The organism is Actinophytocola sp. (genome assembly GCF_036378875.1).
Lineage (GTDB): Bacteria > Actinomycetota > Actinomycetes > Mycobacteriales > Pseudonocardiaceae > Actinophytocola.
In genome coordinates, this window is sequence record NZ_DASUVO010000076.1 from 1 (window position 1) to 15988 (window position 15988).

Genomic DNA, 15988 nt, shown 5'->3' on the forward strand with positions numbered 1-15988 from the left:
CCGCGATGGGCTATCCCACCGAGATCTTCGAGGTGACGAGGGAGATCGCCGAGAACTGGGAGAAGTACGCACTGATCGTCAGCGACGTCTTCCCGTTCGCCGAGGCCCGGAAGGCGCTGGAGACCGCGTCGACACCGGGTGCCGCCGACAAGGTCGTCGTCACGTTCTACGACTGAACCCCGGAGTACGAGATGCGGGCGGTTGGCGGCGTGCGCTAGGCTCGCCGGCATGACGAACGCGTATCGATGGTTTGAGTGGCCGGCCGGAGGCCGGCGACACGCCATCTAGCCTGTCGTCAACTTCCCGAGCCGGCGCTTTGTTCACCGAGACCGCCGGCCGGGCCAGGAATCCCGGCACTCCGTGCGCCTTGCCGGCAGAAATCCTGGAACGTCATGACTCTCACCCTCACTGCGGCCGATCTTGACAACCAACGCATCGACCGCATGATCCCGCTGGTCACGCCAGCCCTGCTGCACCACGAGCTGCCGCTCACCCCGTCCGCGGCCGACACCGTGCGACGAGGTAGGGAGGCGGTCGCCCGTGTCCTGCACGGCGAGGACGACCGCCTACTCGTGATCACCGGACCGTGTTCGATCCACGACCCCGCCGCCGCGATCGACTACGCCGACAAACTCGCTGGGACAGCCGCCGAACTCAGCGACGACCTGCTGATCGTGATGCGGGTGTACTTCGAGAAACCCCGCACGCTCGGGGGTTGGAAGGGGCTCATCAACGACCCCCACCTCGACGGCACGGGCGACGTCAACCACGGCCTGCGGATCGCACGGCAGCTCCTGCTCGCGCTCGCCGAGCTGGGGCTGCCCGCGGCGTGTGAATGGCTCGACACGACCATCCCCGCCTACCTGGCGGACACGGTCTCCTGGGGTGCGATCGGGGCCCGCACGGTCGAAAGCCAGACCCACCGCATGCTCGCCAGCGGCCTGTCCATGCCCGTCGGGTTCAAGAACCGCCGCGACGGCCACATCGGCGTCGCGCTCGACGCGATCCGCGCCGCCGCCGGCCGGCACGTCGTTCCCGGCGTGAACCCCAGCGGGCTGCCCGCGATCCTGCACACCACCGGCAACCCCGACTGCCACCTCGTCCTGCGCGGCGGCGACACCGCCCCCAACCACGACCCGGCGTCCGTCCACACCGCACTCACCGCTCTGGACAAGGCCCGCCTGCCAGCGCGGGTCGTGATCGATGCCAGCCACGACAACAGCCGCAAGGACCACGAACAGCAACCTGTTGTCGCCACGGCCATCGCCGAGCAGATCAGCGATGGGCAACACGGCATCGTCGGCGTCATGCTCGAGTCCAACCTCCAGGCGGGCCGCCAGGACCTCCACCCGGAACGTGCACTCACGTACGGCCAGTCCATCACCGACGCCTGCATGGACTGGGACACCACGAAAGCCGTCCTGAACACCCTCGCCGCCGCGACCGCCGCACGCCGAGCCTGAGCCCGAGGCGATGAAAGTACGCCTTCCTCACGCCCACGGTGAGGAAGGCGTACTTTCATCGCACCTCAGCTGGTCCGGAGGTCGAACAGGCGGACGCGCGCCACGTCCAGCGCGCGGGTGATCGCGCCCTGGAGCACACCGCTGTCGCCCAAGGTGCTGGCCACCACGTCCGGTCGCAGTGGGCCCAACTCCTCGATGCGTTCGCTGATCGCGGCGCTCAGCATGTCCAGGTTTCGGCCGACGCCGCCGCCGAGGACCACCACCTCCGGGTCGAGGATGGCGGTGACGGCGGTGACGAGTGAGCCGATCCGGCGGCCCTCGGCGGTCACGATGGCCTTGGCGGTCTCGTCGCCGTCGGCCGCCGCGGCGAAGACCTCGCGGGCCGAGTTGACGACCATGCCGGCCTCGCGTGCCGCAGCCGCCACTCCCGCCGCGCCGGTGACGGCCTCGGTCATCCCCCGCTCCCGACTGTCCGATATGGACACCACGGCGTCCGGGGTTGGGACGAACGACACCTCGCCGGCCGCGCCGCGGGCGCCGGTGTAGAGACCGCCGTTGATGACGATGCCCATGCCGACGCCGGTGCCGATCGACACGAACACGAAGTCCGACCGGCCCTGACCGGCACCGCGGGCCAACTCTCCCACGGCGGCCAGGTTGACGTCGTTCTCGATGGCCAGTTCGATCTCGAGGGCGGTGCGCAGCCGGTCCACGAGGCCGGGCCGCCCCCAGCCCGGCAGGTTCTGCGCGAAGGCGAGGCTGCCGGTGGTCTCGTTCAGCACGCCGGGGCTGCCGACCACCGCGTAGGTCACCGCCGACCACGCTAGGCCCGCCTCGCCGGCGGCCTGGTCCGCGAGCCCGCGCACCCGCCGGACGAGGTCGGCCGCCGACCGCGCCGTGTTCCTGGCGTCCTGCCGAGCGACGATCTCCCCTCGCAGGTCGGCGATCGCGACCCGGACCCAGTCCCGGCCGATGTCGACGCCCGCCACGTGGCCTGCCGTCGCGTTCATGTCGTAGATCGCGGTCGTGGGGCCCGGCCGGCCGCCGACCGCGCCGACCATCACCACGAGCCCGGCCTCCTCGAGGCCGCCGAGGGCCGCTGAGACCGTGGGCTTGGACAGCCCCGTCGCCTTGGCCAACTCGCCCCGCGACGCCGGGCCGTGCTCACGCAACCGGTCCAGCAGCAGCCGCTCGTTCATGGTCCGCAACAGCCGCGGTGTGCCCACCTGGCTCGACATCGAGATCTCCGTCCGTCCCCTATGGACATAGCAGTTGGTAGTAAACTACCTTTCTTACCATCGTTTGGCCACCCGACCCGTCCACGCCACCCGGGGTGACACGAATGCACCGAGTTAGGCCCATCCTCACCGCGCTGCTGTTGCTGACGGCCACCGCATGCGGCAACTCCGAAGCCGGCGGCGACGCCGACAAGACGACCATCGCCCTGTTCCTGCCGGAGTCCAAGACCACCAGGTACGAGGCCTTCGACCGGCCGCTGTTCGAGGCGAAGGTCAAAGAGCTGTGCAAGGACTGCGAGGTGTTGTACGCCAACGCCGACCAGGACGCCGCCAAGCAGCAGAGCCAGGTGGAGTCGGCGCTCACGCAGGGCGCCGACGTGCTGGTGCTCGACGCGGTCGACGCCGCGGCCGCCGCGCCGCTGGTGAACCAGGCCAAGCAGAAGGACGTGCCGGTGATCGCCTACGACCGGCTGATCTCCGGCATCTCCTACGAGTACTACGTGTCCTTCGACAACGTGCGCGTCGGCGAGGTCCAGGGCGAGGCCCTGCTCGACGAACTGGAGAAACGCGGCACGACCGGCGGCAAGGTCGTCATGCTGAACGGATCGCCGACCGACCCCAGCGCGGCGGACTACAAGAAGGGCGCGCACCAGGCGCTGGACGGCAAGGTCGAGATCGGCCGCGAGTTCGACACGCCGGACTGGAGCCCGGACAAGGCGCAGCAGGAGATGGAGCAGGCGATCACCGCGCTCGGCCGCGACGCGATCGTCGGCGTCTACTCCGCGAACGACGGCATGGCGTCGGGCGCCGTTGCGGCGATGAAACGCGCCGGTTACCCGACGCTGCCGCCGATCACCGGGCAGGACGGCGAACTGGCCGCGATCCAACGGATCCTGACCGGTGAGCAGACCATGACGATCTACCTGGACATCCGCGCGCAGGCCGAGAAGTCCGCGGAGCTGGCGGTCGCGCTGACCAAGGGCGAGAAGCCGTCCGCGCCGACGAAGGTGGGCGACATCCCCGCGTTCCTGCTCGACCCGATCGCGGTCGGCAAGAACGACATCAAGGACACGATCGTCAAGGACGGCTTCTACACGGTCGACCAGATCTGCACTCCGGAGGTTGCCGCGGCCTGCGCGGAGGTCGGGCTCACGTGACGCTCGAAGCCACTGACATCGCCAAGACCTACGGTGCGGTGCGCGCGCTCGACGGTGCGCACCTGACCGTGCGGGCTGGCGAGGTGGTCGCGCTCGTCGGCGACAACGGCGCCGGTAAGTCCACTTTGGTCAAAGTGGTCTCCGGCGCCGTCCAGCCCGACAGCGGCACGGTGTCGTTCCTCGGCCGGCCGGTCCGGATCCACCGGCCGGCCGACGCGCAGGCGCTCGGCATCACCACGGTGTTCCAGGACCTCGCGCTGTGCGAGAACCTCGACGTGGTCGCCAACCTCTTCCTCGGCGCCGAGAAACGTTCCTGGAGCGTGCTCGGCGAGGTGGCCATGGAGCGCACCGCGCGTGATCTCCTCACGTCGCTCGACGTGCGGATCCGGGACGTCCGCGCGCCGGTCGCCATGCTGTCCGGTGGGCAGCGCCAGTCGGTCGCCATCGCCAGAGCGCTGCTCGGCGAACCGAAGATGGTGATCCTCGACGAGCCGACCGCCGCGCTCGGCGTCGAGCAGACCGCACAGGTGCTCGACCTGATCCGCCGGCTGCGCGAGCGTGGGCTCGCGGTGCTGCTGGTGTCCCACAACCTCGCCGACGTGCGCGCGGTGAGCGACCGGGTCGTGGTGCTGCGGCTCGGCAGGAACGTCGCCGACCTCGAGACGGCGAACGCGTCGCAGGAACAGATCGTCGCCGCCATCACAGGAGCCACACTATGAGCCAACTCGCCACCGCGGCGTGGGACAGGGCACGGGACCGGGTGCGCCGCGGCGATCTCGGCTCGGCGCCGGTCGCGGTCGGGCTGGTGCTGATCGCGATCGTGTTCTCCTCGCTGAACCAGCACTTCCTTTCGGCGGAGAACCTGACCAACCTGGCGCTGCAGATGGCGGCCACCGGCACCATCGCGCTCGGCATCATCATGGTGCTGCTGCTCGGCGAGATCGACCTGTCCGCTGGCTCGGTCAGCGGGTTGAGCGCGGTGGTGACGACGCTGCTGTACGTGCAGTCGTCGTGGCCCGCGGTGCTCGCCGTCCTCGCCGGACTCGCCACCGCCGCGGTGGTCGGCGTGCTACACGGCGTGATGCGGACCGCCCTCGCGATGCCGTCCTTCGTGGTGACGCTCGCCGGCCTGATCGGCTGGCAGGGCCTGCTGCTCTACCTGCTCGGTTCGGAGGGCACGATCAACCTGCCGTTCGACCACGGCATCGCGACCCTCTCCGACACCTGGTTGCCGCCGTGGCTCGGGTGGCTGGTCGTCGTGCTGCTCGCAGGCGGGCACCTGGCGGCGGCGCTCGTGGTGCGGGCGCGGCGGGTCCAGGCCGAGCTGCCGGTGCCGGCGGCGTGGTTGGTCGCGCTGCGCTCGGCCGGCCTCGCTGCGCTGCTGGCGGTCGCGGTGGCCGTGCTGAACTCCGACCGCGGCGTGCCGCTCACCCTGGTCGTCTTCGGCGGCCTGGTGATCGTGATGGACCTGGTGCTGCGCCGCACCGTGTTCGGCCGCCGGATCTTCGCGGTCGGCGGCAACGCGGAAGCCGCACGACGAGCGGGCATCAACGTGACGTCGATACGGGTGCTGGCGTTCGTCGCCGCGTCCGTGCTCGCCGCCGTCGGTGGCATCCTGGCCGCGTCCCGCCTGGCGGCGGTGAACCAGAGCTCCGGTGGCAGCGACATCCTGTTGATGGCGATCGCCGCGGCGGTGATCGGCGGCACCAGCCTGTTCGGCGGTCGGGGCCGGGCGCACGCCGCCCTGCTCGGCATCCTGGTCATCCAGTCGATCACCAACGGGATGCTGCTGCTGAACGTGAACTCGGCGATCCGCTTCATGGTCACCGCGGCCGTACTGGCGGTGTCCGTGGCGGTCGACTCGCTCGCCAGGAGAGGCGCCACCGCGGGACTGCACTGAGCGACCCCGGTCACATCTCCGTAGGTATATCCGTAGTTCTCCGGTTCATGGAGGTGGTACGTCCGCGCGAAGGTTGTCCGGTGCCTACGGTGATCGCGGACGACGGCGTCCGACTGCACGTCGAGGTGGACGGCGACCAACACGCGGACGTCACCATCGTTCTCTGCCACGGCTACACGCTGACCAGTGCGACCTGGCGACTGCTGCGCAGGCGACTTGGCCACTCGGCCCGGTTGGTGATGTGGGACCAGCGTGGCCACGGGCGTTCGGAGCGTGGCCCGGCCGCGCACGCCACCGTCGAGCAGCTCGGCCGGGACACCGTCGCCGTGCTGGAGCAGGCCGTGCCCGCCGGCCCGGTGGTGCTGGTCGGGCACTCGATGGGGGCGATGGGTGTCCTGGCGCTCGCGCACGCCCACCCCGAGCTGTTCGGCCGTGACGGTCGGGTGGTCGCCGTCGCGCTGATCAACACGTCGGCCGGACCGGTGTCCGGTCTGTCCTGGCTGCCCGCGTTCGTGGTCGGGGCCGCGCACCAGCTCGCCACGCACGCGATGTCGGTGCTGCGCTGGTCCCCGATGTCGGCGCTGCGCCGCAGTGGGGTGGCGCGAACGGTCGCCCGCCTCGTGGCCGTGCGCGGCGCCTTCTCGTCGCCGGTGCCACACCCGGTGACGTCCCTGCTCATGGAGATGATCGAGTCGACCCCGATCGAGGTCGTCAAGGACTTCCTCCCCGGCTTCCGCAACCACCACCTGTTCCCCGCGCTGCCCGTGCTGGGTCAGGTCCACTGCCTCGTGCTGGCCGGTGCGGACGACATGCTCACCCCGCCCGCCGACAGCGAGGCGATCGCGGGCGCGGTACCCGACGCCCGGCTCGTCGTCGTCCCCCGGGCTGGACACATGCTGCCGCTGGAGCACCCCGACCGGGTCGCGCACATGCTCGCCGAACAACTGTCGGACATCCGCGCGTTCGCGATGTCCGCCTGATCCACGCCGGGACGCGGGTACGTCTCAGCCGGACAGTTGCCGCGAGGTCTCCGCTTCCTGGGAGGCGGCCCAGGAAGCCAGCAGGCGCAAGGCTTCCTCGGACGGCGAGCCGGGTTCGGCGGTGTAGATGGTGAGGGTCAGGCCCGGTTCCGCGACCAGCTCCAGGCTCTCGTAGGCGATGGTGACGTCACCGACGACGGGGTGGTGGAAGGTTTTCGTCCCGGTGCCGTGGTGGCGGACGTTGTGGGCGCCCCACCGGGTGCGGAAGTCGTCGCTGCGGGTGGACAGTTCGCCGACGAGATCGTGGAGTTCCTTGTCGTGCGGGTTGCGGCCGGCCTCGGTGCGGAGGATGGCGACAGAGACGTCCGCGAAGAAGTCCCAGTCCGGGTAGAACTGGTGCGAGGCTGGGTCGAGGAACTGGAACCGGGCGAAGTTCGGCGGTCCCTCCCGGCTTTCGTAGACCGGCGAGTAGAAGGCGCGCGCGAGCCGGTTCGCGGCCAGCAGGTCCATCCTGCCGTTGCCGACGAACGCGGGTCCTTCGGTGATCGCGTCCAGAGTCCACCGCAGACTCGGGTGCGGGGTCCACTGTTTCGGCTTCCGGCGGCGGGGTCGCACCATCGCGCTCGTGCCGTCCGCGGCTCGGGACAGATCGAACAGGTATGCCCGCTCCGCGTCGTCGAGTCGCAGCGCACGTGCGACGGCGTCCAGCACGCTGGGCGAGACCCCGGCGAGCGCGCCACGTTCCAGCTTCGAGTAGTACTCGATGCTCACGCCGGCCAACGCGGCGACCTCGCCACGGCGCAGTCCCGGCACTCGGCGGTTGCTTCCCGTGGGCAGTCCGGCCTGCTCAGGGGTGATCTTCGCTCGCCGCGAGACGAGGAACTCGCGGACTTCCTTGCGATTGTCCACCACGCCACCGTAAACCCGGACGGCCAGCGTGAGGGGTGTCCTGTCAGTACACCTCTCAGCAGGAACTCCCAGATCACCGCCAGGACGGGTTCCCTGGACACATACCGGAAGGAGACTTCACCATGCGCGGCACCGTCCTGCACGCCCCCGGCGACATCCGGGTGGAAGAGCGCGACCACCCGAAGATCATCGCGCCGACCGACGCGGTCATCCGCCTGTCCGCGACCTGCGTGTGCGGGTCGGATCTGTGGCCCTACCGCGGCATCCAGAAAATGGACGGGCCGTCCCCCATCGGCCACGAGTACGTCGGCATCGTCGAGGAGGTCGGCGACGAGGTCACGTCGGTCGAACCGGGCCAGTTCGTGATCGGCTCGTTCTTCGCCTCCGACAACACCTGCGAGATCTGCCGGGCCGGCTACCAGTCCTCCTGCGTCCAGCGCGAGGGCCCGGTCGGCGCTCAGGCCGAGTACCTGCGCGTGCCGCTCGCCGACGGCACCCTCGTGGCAACCCCGGACGTGCCGGACGCCGACCTGGTGCCGAGCTTCCTGGCGGCCTCCGACGTGCTCGGCACCGGGTGGTTCGCCGCCGTCGCCGCCGAGGTCGGCCCTGGCAAGACGGTCGCGGTCGTCGGTGACGGCGCCGTGGGCCTGCTCGGTGTGCTGGCAGCGAAGCAGCTCGGGGCGGAGCGGATCATCGCGATGAGCCGTCACGAGCCGCGACAGAAGCTCGCGATGGAGTACGGGGCCACCGACATCGTCACCGAACGCGGCGACGAGGGCGTGGCGAAGATCAAGGAGCTGACGAACGGGCTCGGCGCCCACAGCGTGATCGAGGCGGTCGGCACCCAGGAGTCGATGCTGCAGGCCATCCGCTCGACCCGACCCGGCGGGCACGTCGGGTACGTCGGCGTCACCCACGACGTCGCGCTCGACGGCACGGAGCTGTTCTTCTCCCACGTCCACCTGCACGGCGGCCCCGCCCCGGTCCGGCGCTTCCTGCCCGAGCTGATCGACCTGATCTGGCGCCGCGAGATCGACCCCGGCAAGATCTTCGACCTCGAACTCCCCCTCGACCAGGCCGCCGAGGCCTACCGAGCGATGGACGAGCGCCGCGCCATCAAGGCACTGCTGCGCGTGTGACTTCCCAGAAGGAGCGTGCGTGAGCAACACGCGTGAGCAGGCCGTTGGCCGTCCGCTGGCGGTGGTGCTCTGCCTGCTGACGGTCTTCGGTCCGATCTCCATGGACCTCTACCTGCCCGTGCTGCCCGCGCTCACCACCGAGCTGCACACCGCGACCTCGGCCGCACAGCTGACGGTGACGGCCTGCCTGCTGGGCCTGGCGGTCGGGCAGGTGGTCGCGGGCCCGTTGTCCGACCGCTTCGGCCGCCGCCGGCCCGTGCTGGTCGGGGTCGTCGCCTACGTCGTCACCTCGGTGCTGTGTGCGCTGAGCCCCACGATTCCGGCGCTGGTCGCCGCGCGTTTCGTGCAGGGCCTGGCCGGCGGGGTGGGCATCGTGATCTCGCAGGCGGCGGGCCGTGACCTCTACAGCGGCGGCAAGCTCGTGCGGTACTACGGCCGCCTGACCGTGATCGCCGGGCTCGCCGCGGTCGTCGGCCCGGTCCTCGGCGGGCAGCTCGCGTCGGTCACCGACTGGCGTGGCTTCTTCGTCGTCCTCGCGGGCATCGGCGCGCTGATCCTGCTCGCCTGCGTGTTCGTCTTCCGCGAGACGCTGCCCGAGCGTCATCGGACCACCGGCGGGCTCGTCCAGACCGGGCGTGACTTCGCCCGCCTGCTCTCCGACCGGGTGCTGCTGGGCACGGTCGGAGTCACCGGACTGGTCAGTGTCGCCCTGTTCGCGTACCTGGCCGGCGCCACCTATGTCCTGCAGGACATCTACGGGCTCTCCCCACAGGAGTACTCGTTCGCGTTCGGTCTGAACTCGCTCGGGTTCATGCTGTTCGGCTTCACCGGCGGGCGCCTGTGCGAGCGCTGGTCCGAGCAGGGCACCCTGGTCGTCGGGCTGGTGATGTGCCTGACGGGCGCGGGCGGGTTGCTCGCCAGCGCGGTGTTCCACCTGCCGGTGATCGCGGTGATCCTGTCCCTGTTGACGATGGTGAGCGGGGTGGCCACGATCACCCCGCCGACGACGTCGCTGGCCATGGCGAACTATCCCGACATCGCCGGCACCGCGTCGTCACTGCTCGGACTGGCCCGCTTCGGCGTCGGCGGGCTCGCCGCACCACTGGTCGGTCTCGGCGGCAGCCACGACGCACTGCCGCTCGGGCTCGTCACCGTCACCGCCACCCTGCTCGCCTGCGTTGTCTATCTGGCCGCCATCCGGGGCCGGACCACACGGACCCCCATCGCCGCACCACCGGTCCTCACTCTCTCGGAGGAGAAGACATGGAGCTCGTGACACAGCCGCCGACCACGAAACTGCCGGAGCAGTGGTTCACCGGCGACGCCTGGGCGGACGTGATCCACCGGGGCGAGGACCCGTCCCGCCTGCGGGCGAACATGGTCCGGTTCGCGCCTGGTGCTCGTACCGCCTGGCACTCCCACGGCCTGGGCCAGACCCTCTACATCGTCTCGGGCGTCGCCCTGATCCAGGCCCGTGGCGGCGAGATCGTCGAGGCCCACCCGGGTGACGTGATCTGGACCCCGCCGGGTGAGGAGCACTGGCACGGCGCCGCCCCCACCCAGTTCATGGCCCACCTCGCACTGTGGGAAACCGACGACGTCACGTGGCTCGACCACGTCACCGAAGCCGAGTACACCGCGTCGCGCGTGAGCACCCGACGAGGCGGCCCCACCACGTGAGGCGCGCCGCGCCGGGTACCGGTCAGACGCTGAATACGCGCTCGGCGTCGTCGCGGTTGGTGTGCAGTTCCCAGTAGACAGGGGAGATCTGCTCGGCCGGGGCCGACGGGATGCCGGGCACGACGGCGTCCGAGTCACCGATCATCACGTCGATGCCGATGTGGGCGGCCTGGATGCCCGTGCCGGCCAGTTCCTTGTGCAGGTTGAGCACCCAGTTGCGCAGTGCGGCCGCGGCGGCGTTGACGTTGCCGACCTGCGGAACGGGATCGATCGAACCGGCGCCGGTGGTGTAGAGCAGGGTGCCGGTACCTGCCTCACGCATCGCGGGCAGCACCGCCTGGGTGGCGGTGATGGCGCCGTAGAGCTGGAAGTCCATCTCGTGCTGCACGTGGGACGGGTCGGTTTCGGACGGGACGGTCAGCACGGTGGTGCCGAGCGTGCCCACCGGCGAGTACTCCAGGACGTCGATGCCGCCGAAGTGAGCGGCGGCGTCCTTGAGTGCCTGCGTCAGTGCCTCCCGGTCGAGCACGTCCGCGGGGAACGCGGCGGCGGTGATGCCGTCGGCCTTCAGCTGGCCGACGAGGTCGTCGAGTTTGGCGCGGTTGCGGGAAATCAGGGCGACGTCGAAACTGTTGGCGCCGAACGTGCGGGCGATGGCCAGACCCATACCGGGGCCGGCTCCGACAATGGCGATGCTGGGCACAACAGGTCCTTTCGAGACAGTGGTCACTGGATGGCGGTTTCGGGGCTGGTGCGGGTTTTGAGGACGAAGTCGAAGACCGCGGTGTTGAAGGGACCGGCGAAACCGTGCTCGGCTATGGCTTCCGGGTCCTCGTGCCGGACCGTGTCGGCCCGCAACGACGGCGCGGCGATCCTGGGGCCGACGAAGTCGACGGGGATGACCGGGTCGCCGGCGAAGTAGACCTCGCCGCGGTAGGGCTTGATCAGGTCGGGATGGTGGATCTCGTAGTGGATGTGGGCCGGCCGGTAGAGGCTGCGGCCCACCGCGGCGGCGGCCGTCACCACACTCTCGACCGCTTCGCTTGGTGCGTTCGAGTACGGCACCGGGGTGATGGTCGTGAATGCGTAACGGCCTTCGGCGTCGGTGAGCTGACGGCCGCGCAGGTTGTCCTTCGGCTGGCCGTCGTCCCAGATGCCGGAGTAGATGCCGTCGTTCGAGGCGTGGTAGATCACCATTTCCGCGCCCGCCAACGGACGGCCGTGACCGTCCAGGACGCGGCCAGAGGCGATCAACGGGACGCCCGGTTCGTCGGGCCGCATCGGCAGCCGGCCCGGGTTGTCGATCAGCGGAGAGTCCGGGAGATAGGTCGGACTGTCGACGTCCTCGGAGATCGTGTAGCCGTCGCCGCCGCCCTGGAAGACCTCGCTGAACAACGGCATGGCGCACAACGACAGCGGCACGGCGGTCGCGTCGCGCAGTTGCTGGAGCAGTTCGGCGACCGTGTGCAGGTCGTCGAAGGTGAGGCCGTGTTCGTCACGCATCCTGGCGAGGGCGTCCTTGAACGCCTCGACCAGGCGCACCGCGCGGGGGTTGATCAGGGCTGGGTCGACGGTCCACGGAGCAGGGGTCATGCCGAGGTCCTTCCTGGGTAAGGGTTCAGGAGAAGGTGATGGCGACCTTGCCGAGCGTGCCGGCGCCGAACGCGGCGAACGCCTCTCCCACCTGTGCCAAGGCGTAGGTGGCGGTGACCGGAACACGCAACGCGCCGGAGGCGGCGTCGGCGGCCAGTTGGGCAAGGGTCTGCGGGGTGGGGTTGGCCATCACCGACGAGGCGGTGACGCCTTCGGGGGTGACACCGAGGAGCGTGGCGAACCGCCCGCCGGGACGCAGCAGGCCCGCGAGCTGGGTGTGGTCGCCGGCCAGGTGCAGCACGGCGTCCACGCCGTTCGGTGCGAGCGCGCGGACCTGGGCGGCCAGGTCACCGGCGAAGTCGACCACGTGGACCTGCGCGTCGGTGAGGCCGGTGACGAACTCGGCCTCCGCGCCGGGGCGTGCGGTGGCGATGACCCTGGCACCGCGGGCGACGGCGAGTTGGACGGCGAGCGTGCCGACACCGCCGGTGGCACCGGAGATCAGGACCGTCTCGTCCTTGTCGGGGTCCACCGCGTTCAGGGTGTCCAGCGCGGCCGTGCCCGCCAGACCGAGCGCGCCGGCGTCTCGCACGCTCAGCCCGGCCGGGATGTGGGTCACCCCGTAGGCGGCCGAGACGGTGACGTACTCGGCCAGCGAACCCGTGCCCAGGAACGGCTTCATCACCACGCCGAAGACCGCGTCCCCGACCGCGAACCCCTCGACACCCTCGCCGACGGCCTCGACCGTGCCGGCGAAGTCCTTGCCCACCACCAGTGGGAACCGGTGCTCCATCATCCCCTGCAGGTAGCCCGCGGCGGTGGCGACGTCGAAGCCGTTCACCGAGGCCGACGCCACCCGCACCAGTAACTCCCCCGCCTCCGGCCGGGGGTTCTCGACCTCGCCAACGGCAGGGCCGGCGGGGACGGAGTCCAATGTCGCAGCGTGCACGAAGATCACCTTCACATTAAGTGGAACGGCCTTCCCGTTTCCATGTGACCACGGTAGCAGAAGAAGCGGGAAGGGTGTTCCACTTAGTACAGTGCGGGTATGACGCCTGGTCAGCAGTCCGAATCCGCCCTGCGAGCGGACGCCGAGCGCAACCGTGAACGCATCATGAAGGCCGCCCGCCGCCTCTACGCCACCGAAGGACTCGGGGTCTCCATGGCCTCGGTGGCACGCGAGGCAGGCGTCGGCAAGGCCACCCTCTCCCGCCGGTTCGCCACCCGCGAGGAGCTGATCAACGCCGTCTTCACCGACCGCATGGACGCCTACGCCGCCGCCACCGCCGAGGCACTGGCCGACCCCGACCCCTGGCACGGCTTCACCCACTACATCCAGACCATCTGCGCCATGCAGGCCGCCGACCGCGGCTTCGCGGCCGTGCTCACGATGACCTTCCCCACCGCCAAGGCCCTCGAGACCCGACGGGCGGAGTCCTACGAGGGCTTCCTGGAACTCATCAGCCGCGCCAAGGCCACCGGCCACCTACGCGCCGACTTCACCTCGGAGGACCTCGTCGTCCTACTCATGGCCAACGCCGGCGTCATCGCCGCCACCGCCGACGCCGCCCCCGACACCTGGCGCCGCCTCGTCGGCCAGATGCTCCGCGCCTACGCCTCCCCCGACGCTCCCCTCCCCCCGATGCCCGACGCCCCCGCCTCCCCAGCCCTGTACCGCGCGATGATCCGCTTCGGCCGCCCGACAACGAACGAGCCCTGAGCACGCCAGGCCAGCACGACTGACCGTCGAGAGAGGACACCGCGTTGTCAGACCAGGCTGCCGAAGTAGCCGCCTTCGGCTACGAACTGGGGTCGCTCAAGCGCCTTCGACTCGAACTGGCGACCTACCGCACACGGCAACTGCCTACCTGACCAAACCTGACGCGCGCCACATCACGGCCGACTTGCCAGAGCGGTCGCGTGACGTCATACGCTTGGCGGTCGACGAGTACGAGAACGGATGGATCGAGTCGGCCCGACAGAGCCTCAGGACCGATACCCGGCCGTGCGATCGCGGAAGCGGCGCTCACCGTTTCGCCTCTGGCGTGGCGGGACCGCTGACCACGCCCGACCGATAGCGCGGAAGGTGGGGGCGATCCCCGTCCAGGGCGACGCGACGAACGCGGCGGATCTCGACCGGCTGTACGACACGGTGCGCGCCGCGGGTCATCAAATCGACGTGGTGGTGGCCCCCGAGGTCGGCGCGGTCGACGTCACCTTCGACGTGTTCGAGCTACCCGGCGAACCAGGCCTGTCCATCGCCACCCACAGCGTCGAGGAAGGCTCACCGTCGGCGGACAGGTTCGCCCTCCTCGCCAGCTGGGCGGCGACGCCACCAAAGTCGATCACGAGCCCTGAGCGTCCGGCCTGACGCGGGCGCGGAAGGTGGCCGGGGTGGTGTCGGTGCGCTGCTGGAAGTACTTGGAGAAGTTGGACGGATCGTCGAAGCCGAGCTGTCCGGCGATCCGGGCCACCGGGTCACGGCCGTGGGCGAGGAGGCGTTTGGCCTCGAGCACGACGCGTTCGTCGATGAGTTGTTTGGCCGACAGGCCGGTGTTCTCGCGGGCGAGGCGGTTGAGGGTGCGGGTCGAGTAGCCAAGGCGGGCCGCGTAGTCGGCGACCTTGTGCCGCGTGCGGAAGCTCGCCTCCAGCTCGTCCCGGAACCAGACGAACGCCTGGTGCGTGGGCGGACGGTGGCCGCTGCCGTCCGGGACGGCCATCACCAGGAGAAGCAGCGCCGCGGCGAGAGTGCGGGCCAGCGCGGCGTCCCGAAGGTTCGGCGAGTCCGATGTGGACGCCGCGGCCAGCGCGGCGTCGAGGGCGGCCGCCGCCGGGGTGCCGGCGGCGGTGGTCGCGGTCCAGTGGTTCGGGGTGGCCACGCCAGCCGACCGGATCAGCTCCCAGGTGCCGGTGTCGATCGCGGACGGGGTGAACAGGAATACCGGGCCCTCGATGTCGTCGATGACGCCCCACTGCTGCACCTGCCCGGCACGCACCCAGATCAGATCACCGGGTTCGAGCGGGTAGCCGGTGAAGTCGACGGTGTGCACGGTACTGCCGGACGTGATCTGGATCAGCAGGTCGAAGTCGAGGCGCTGCGGGTCGAGGAACTCGTGCGGACCGCCACGTGCCCGCATGCGCGCCAGCGAGGTGAGCTCGATCTCACCGGTCACCCCGGGTGGCGGGTGGTACCGGACGGCACGGATGGCGTCCTGCTCAACCTGTCCCATTTTTACCATGGTACGTCGCGCCGCGACCGTGAAAAGACCAGGCCAGGTTCATAGCCTTGCGGTCATGGCAGTGAAATTGACCTACGTGTTCGACGCCTACTGTGGCTGGTGCTACGGCTTCGGCCCGGCGGTCCGTGACTTCGCCGCCGCCAACGCCGGGCGGATCGAGCTCGACGTCGTCAGCGGCGGCCTGTTCACCGGAGCCCGGGTCGCGCCGATCGGCACCATGCCGTACGTGGCTGGCGCCAACGCACGCATCGCCGAGCTGACCGGTGTCGAGTTCGGACTCGGCTACTCCGACCTCGTCGCCGACGGCCGGTTCCAGATGGACTCCACGGCCGCCGGCGCCGGTTTCGCGGCGCTGCGGAGGGTCGCGCCCGAGCGGGCCCTCGCGTCGGCGGAGGCCATGCAGCGGGCGTTCTACTTCGTCGGGCTGAGCCTGTCCGAGGCGTCGACGTACCGGCATGTCGCCGACCAGCTCGGCCTGGACGCGGCCGAGGTGGCGGCCGGGTTCGTCTCCCCCGACAGTCGGGTCGCGGCAGTTCACGACTTCACGCGCGCCGCTCGGCTGGGCGTCACCTCCTACCCGACCCTGCTGCTGCACACCGACACCGGCGTGGTCCGGCTGGGCGGGCCAGCGGCCAACGCCATCCAGCTGACCAACGCACTCGACCGCTACCTCGTTTCCCAGTAATAACC

At 70.2% G+C, this 15988-nt stretch carries 17 protein-coding genes; 11 read left to right on the forward strand and 6 right to left on the reverse strand.

Annotation, left to right across the window (positions count from 1 at the left end; all coding sequences use genetic code 11):
* Window positions 1–392 precede the first annotated feature (392 nt).
* Entirely contained in the window at window positions 393–1463 is a 1071-nt protein-coding gene (locus VF106_RS22015) for a 3-deoxy-7-phosphoheptulonate synthase (protein ID WP_330841673.1), read from the forward strand.
* 65 nt (window positions 1464–1528) lie between these two features.
* On the opposite strand, the gene VF106_RS22020 is transcribed toward VF106_RS22015, so the two are convergent.
* Entirely contained in the window at window positions 1529–2701 is a 1173-nt protein-coding gene (locus VF106_RS22020; protein ID WP_330841674.1) for an ROK family transcriptional regulator, read from the reverse strand.
* A gap of 104 nt (window positions 2702–2805) precedes the next feature.
* Between VF106_RS22020 and VF106_RS22025 the strand changes: the two genes are divergently transcribed.
* The 4 genes from VF106_RS22025 (at window position 2806) to VF106_RS22040 (ending at window position 6738) form a co-directional block, all read left to right on the forward strand.
* Window positions 2806–3858, forward strand: coding sequence for an ABC transporter substrate-binding protein (locus VF106_RS22025; RefSeq protein WP_330841675.1), 1053 nt, complete (start codon window positions 2806–2808; stop codon window positions 3856–3858).
* Window positions 3855–4577, forward strand: coding sequence for an ATP-binding cassette domain-containing protein (locus VF106_RS22030; protein WP_414639041.1), 723 nt, complete (start codon window positions 3855–3857; stop codon window positions 4575–4577). The genes VF106_RS22025 and VF106_RS22030 overlap by 4 nt, the downstream gene beginning before the upstream one ends.
* Window positions 4574–5758: a sugar ABC transporter permease gene (locus VF106_RS22035; protein WP_330841676.1), complete on the forward strand. Its 1185-nt coding sequence runs from the start codon at window positions 4574–4576 to the stop codon at window positions 5756–5758. The genes VF106_RS22030 and VF106_RS22035 overlap by 4 nt, the downstream gene beginning before the upstream one ends.
* 80 nt (window positions 5759–5838) lie before the next feature.
* Window positions 5839–6738, forward strand: a complete 900-nt coding sequence (locus VF106_RS22040) for an alpha/beta fold hydrolase (protein ID WP_330841677.1) — start codon at window positions 5839–5841, stop codon at window positions 6736–6738.
* A 24-nt stretch (window positions 6739–6762) separates the two neighbouring features.
* Here VF106_RS22040 and VF106_RS22045 read toward each other — a convergent pair whose 3' ends face one another.
* Window positions 6763–7647, reverse strand: a complete 885-nt coding sequence (locus VF106_RS22045) for a helix-turn-helix transcriptional regulator (RefSeq protein ID WP_330841678.1) — start codon at window positions 7645–7647, stop codon at window positions 6763–6765.
* 122 nt (window positions 7648–7769) lie between these two features.
* Here VF106_RS22045 and VF106_RS22050 point away from each other — a divergent pair, with 122 nt between their 5' ends.
* From VF106_RS22050 to VF106_RS22060, 3 genes are read left to right on the forward strand one after another with little or no spacing between them, the layout of a single operon-like run.
* On the forward strand, window positions 7770–8786 hold the full coding sequence (locus VF106_RS22050; RefSeq protein ID WP_330841679.1) for a zinc-dependent alcohol dehydrogenase family protein: 1017 nt from the start codon (window positions 7770–7772) through the stop codon (window positions 8784–8786).
* Between the two features lie 19 nt (window positions 8787–8805).
* On the forward strand, window positions 8806–10062 hold the full coding sequence (locus tag VF106_RS22055) for a multidrug effflux MFS transporter (protein ID WP_330841680.1): 1257 nt from the start codon (window positions 8806–8808) through the stop codon (window positions 10060–10062).
* Window positions 10050–10466, forward strand: coding sequence for a (R)-mandelonitrile lyase (locus VF106_RS22060; protein WP_330841681.1), 417 nt, complete (start codon window positions 10050–10052; stop codon window positions 10464–10466). Before VF106_RS22055 ends, VF106_RS22060 begins: the two co-directional genes overlap by 13 nt.
* Window positions 10467–10488: 22 nt before the next feature.
* Here the strand turns inward: VF106_RS22060 and VF106_RS22065 are convergent, their stop codons facing one another.
* From VF106_RS22065 to VF106_RS22075, 3 genes are read right to left on the reverse strand one after another with little or no spacing between them, the layout of a single operon-like run.
* Window positions 10489–11169 carry an SDR family NAD(P)-dependent oxidoreductase gene (locus VF106_RS22065; RefSeq protein WP_330841682.1) on the reverse strand — a complete coding sequence of 227 codons (681 nt, stop codon included), beginning with the start codon at window positions 11167–11169 and terminating at the stop codon, window positions 10489–10491.
* Between the two features lie 23 nt (window positions 11170–11192).
* A complete protein-coding gene (locus VF106_RS22070; protein ID WP_330841683.1) occupies window positions 11193–12059 on the reverse strand; it encodes a dioxygenase family protein in 867 nt (288 codons plus the stop codon).
* Between the two features lie 25 nt (window positions 12060–12084).
* Window positions 12085–13008: an NADP-dependent oxidoreductase gene (locus VF106_RS22075; RefSeq protein ID WP_330841684.1), complete on the reverse strand. Its 924-nt coding sequence runs from the start codon at window positions 13006–13008 to the stop codon at window positions 12085–12087.
* A 99-nt stretch (window positions 13009–13107) separates the two neighbouring features.
* Between VF106_RS22075 and VF106_RS22080 the strand changes: the two genes are divergently transcribed.
* Together VF106_RS22080 and VF106_RS22090 are read left to right on the forward strand one after the other, a co-directional pair.
* Window positions 13108–13779 (forward strand): TetR/AcrR family transcriptional regulator, encoded by a 672-nt coding sequence (locus VF106_RS22080; protein WP_330841685.1) that lies wholly within the window; start codon window positions 13108–13110, stop codon window positions 13777–13779.
* Between the two features lie 366 nt (window positions 13780–14145).
* Window positions 14146–14430: an MmyB family transcriptional regulator gene (locus VF106_RS22090; RefSeq protein ID WP_330841686.1), complete on the forward strand. Its 285-nt coding sequence runs from the start codon at window positions 14146–14148 to the stop codon at window positions 14428–14430.
* On the opposite strand, the gene VF106_RS22095 is transcribed toward VF106_RS22090, so the two are convergent.
* On the reverse strand, window positions 14405–15289 hold the full coding sequence (locus VF106_RS22095) for a helix-turn-helix domain-containing protein (protein ID WP_330841687.1): 885 nt from the start codon (window positions 15287–15289) through the stop codon (window positions 14405–14407). The genes VF106_RS22090 and VF106_RS22095 overlap by 26 nt on opposite strands.
* 64 nt (window positions 15290–15353) lie before the next feature.
* On the opposite strand from VF106_RS22095, the gene VF106_RS22100 reads away from it, so the two are divergent.
* Entirely contained in the window at window positions 15354–15983 is a 630-nt protein-coding gene (locus VF106_RS22100; protein ID WP_330841688.1) for a DsbA family protein, read from the forward strand.
* Window positions 15984–15988 lie beyond the last annotated feature (5 nt).

Bases quoted from the DNA above. Each gene is read 5' to 3' on its own strand.
- VF106_RS22070 (WP_330841683.1), bottom strand. From the start codon at position 12,059: ATGACCCCTGCTCCGTGGACCGTCGACCCAGCCCTGATCAACCCCCGC.
- VF106_RS22050 (WP_330841679.1), top strand. From the start codon at position 7,770: ATGCGCGGCACCGTCCTGCACGCCCCCGGCGACATCCGGGTGGAAGAG.
- VF106_RS22015 (WP_330841673.1), top strand. From the start codon at position 393: ATGACTCTCACCCTCACTGCGGCCGATCTTGACAACCAACGCATCGAC.
- VF106_RS22060 (WP_330841681.1), top strand. From the start codon at position 10,050: ATGGAGCTCGTGACACAGCCGCCGACCACGAAACTGCCGGAGCAGTGG.
- VF106_RS22035 (WP_330841676.1), top strand. From the start codon at position 4,574: ATGAGCCAACTCGCCACCGCGGCGTGGGACAGGGCACGGGACCGGGTG.
- VF106_RS22095 (WP_330841687.1), bottom strand. From the start codon at position 15,289: ATGGGACAGGTTGAGCAGGACGCCATCCGTGCCGTCCGGTACCACCCG.
- VF106_RS22100 (WP_330841688.1), top strand. From the start codon at position 15,354: ATGGCAGTGAAATTGACCTACGTGTTCGACGCCTACTGTGGCTGGTGC.
- VF106_RS22025 (WP_330841675.1), top strand. From the start codon at position 2,806: ATGCACCGAGTTAGGCCCATCCTCACCGCGCTGCTGTTGCTGACGGCC.
- VF106_RS22080 (WP_330841685.1), top strand. From the start codon at position 13,108: ATGACGCCTGGTCAGCAGTCCGAATCCGCCCTGCGAGCGGACGCCGAG.
- VF106_RS22020 (WP_330841674.1), bottom strand. From the start codon at position 2,701: ATGTCGAGCCAGGTGGGCACACCGCGGCTGTTGCGGACCATGAACGAG.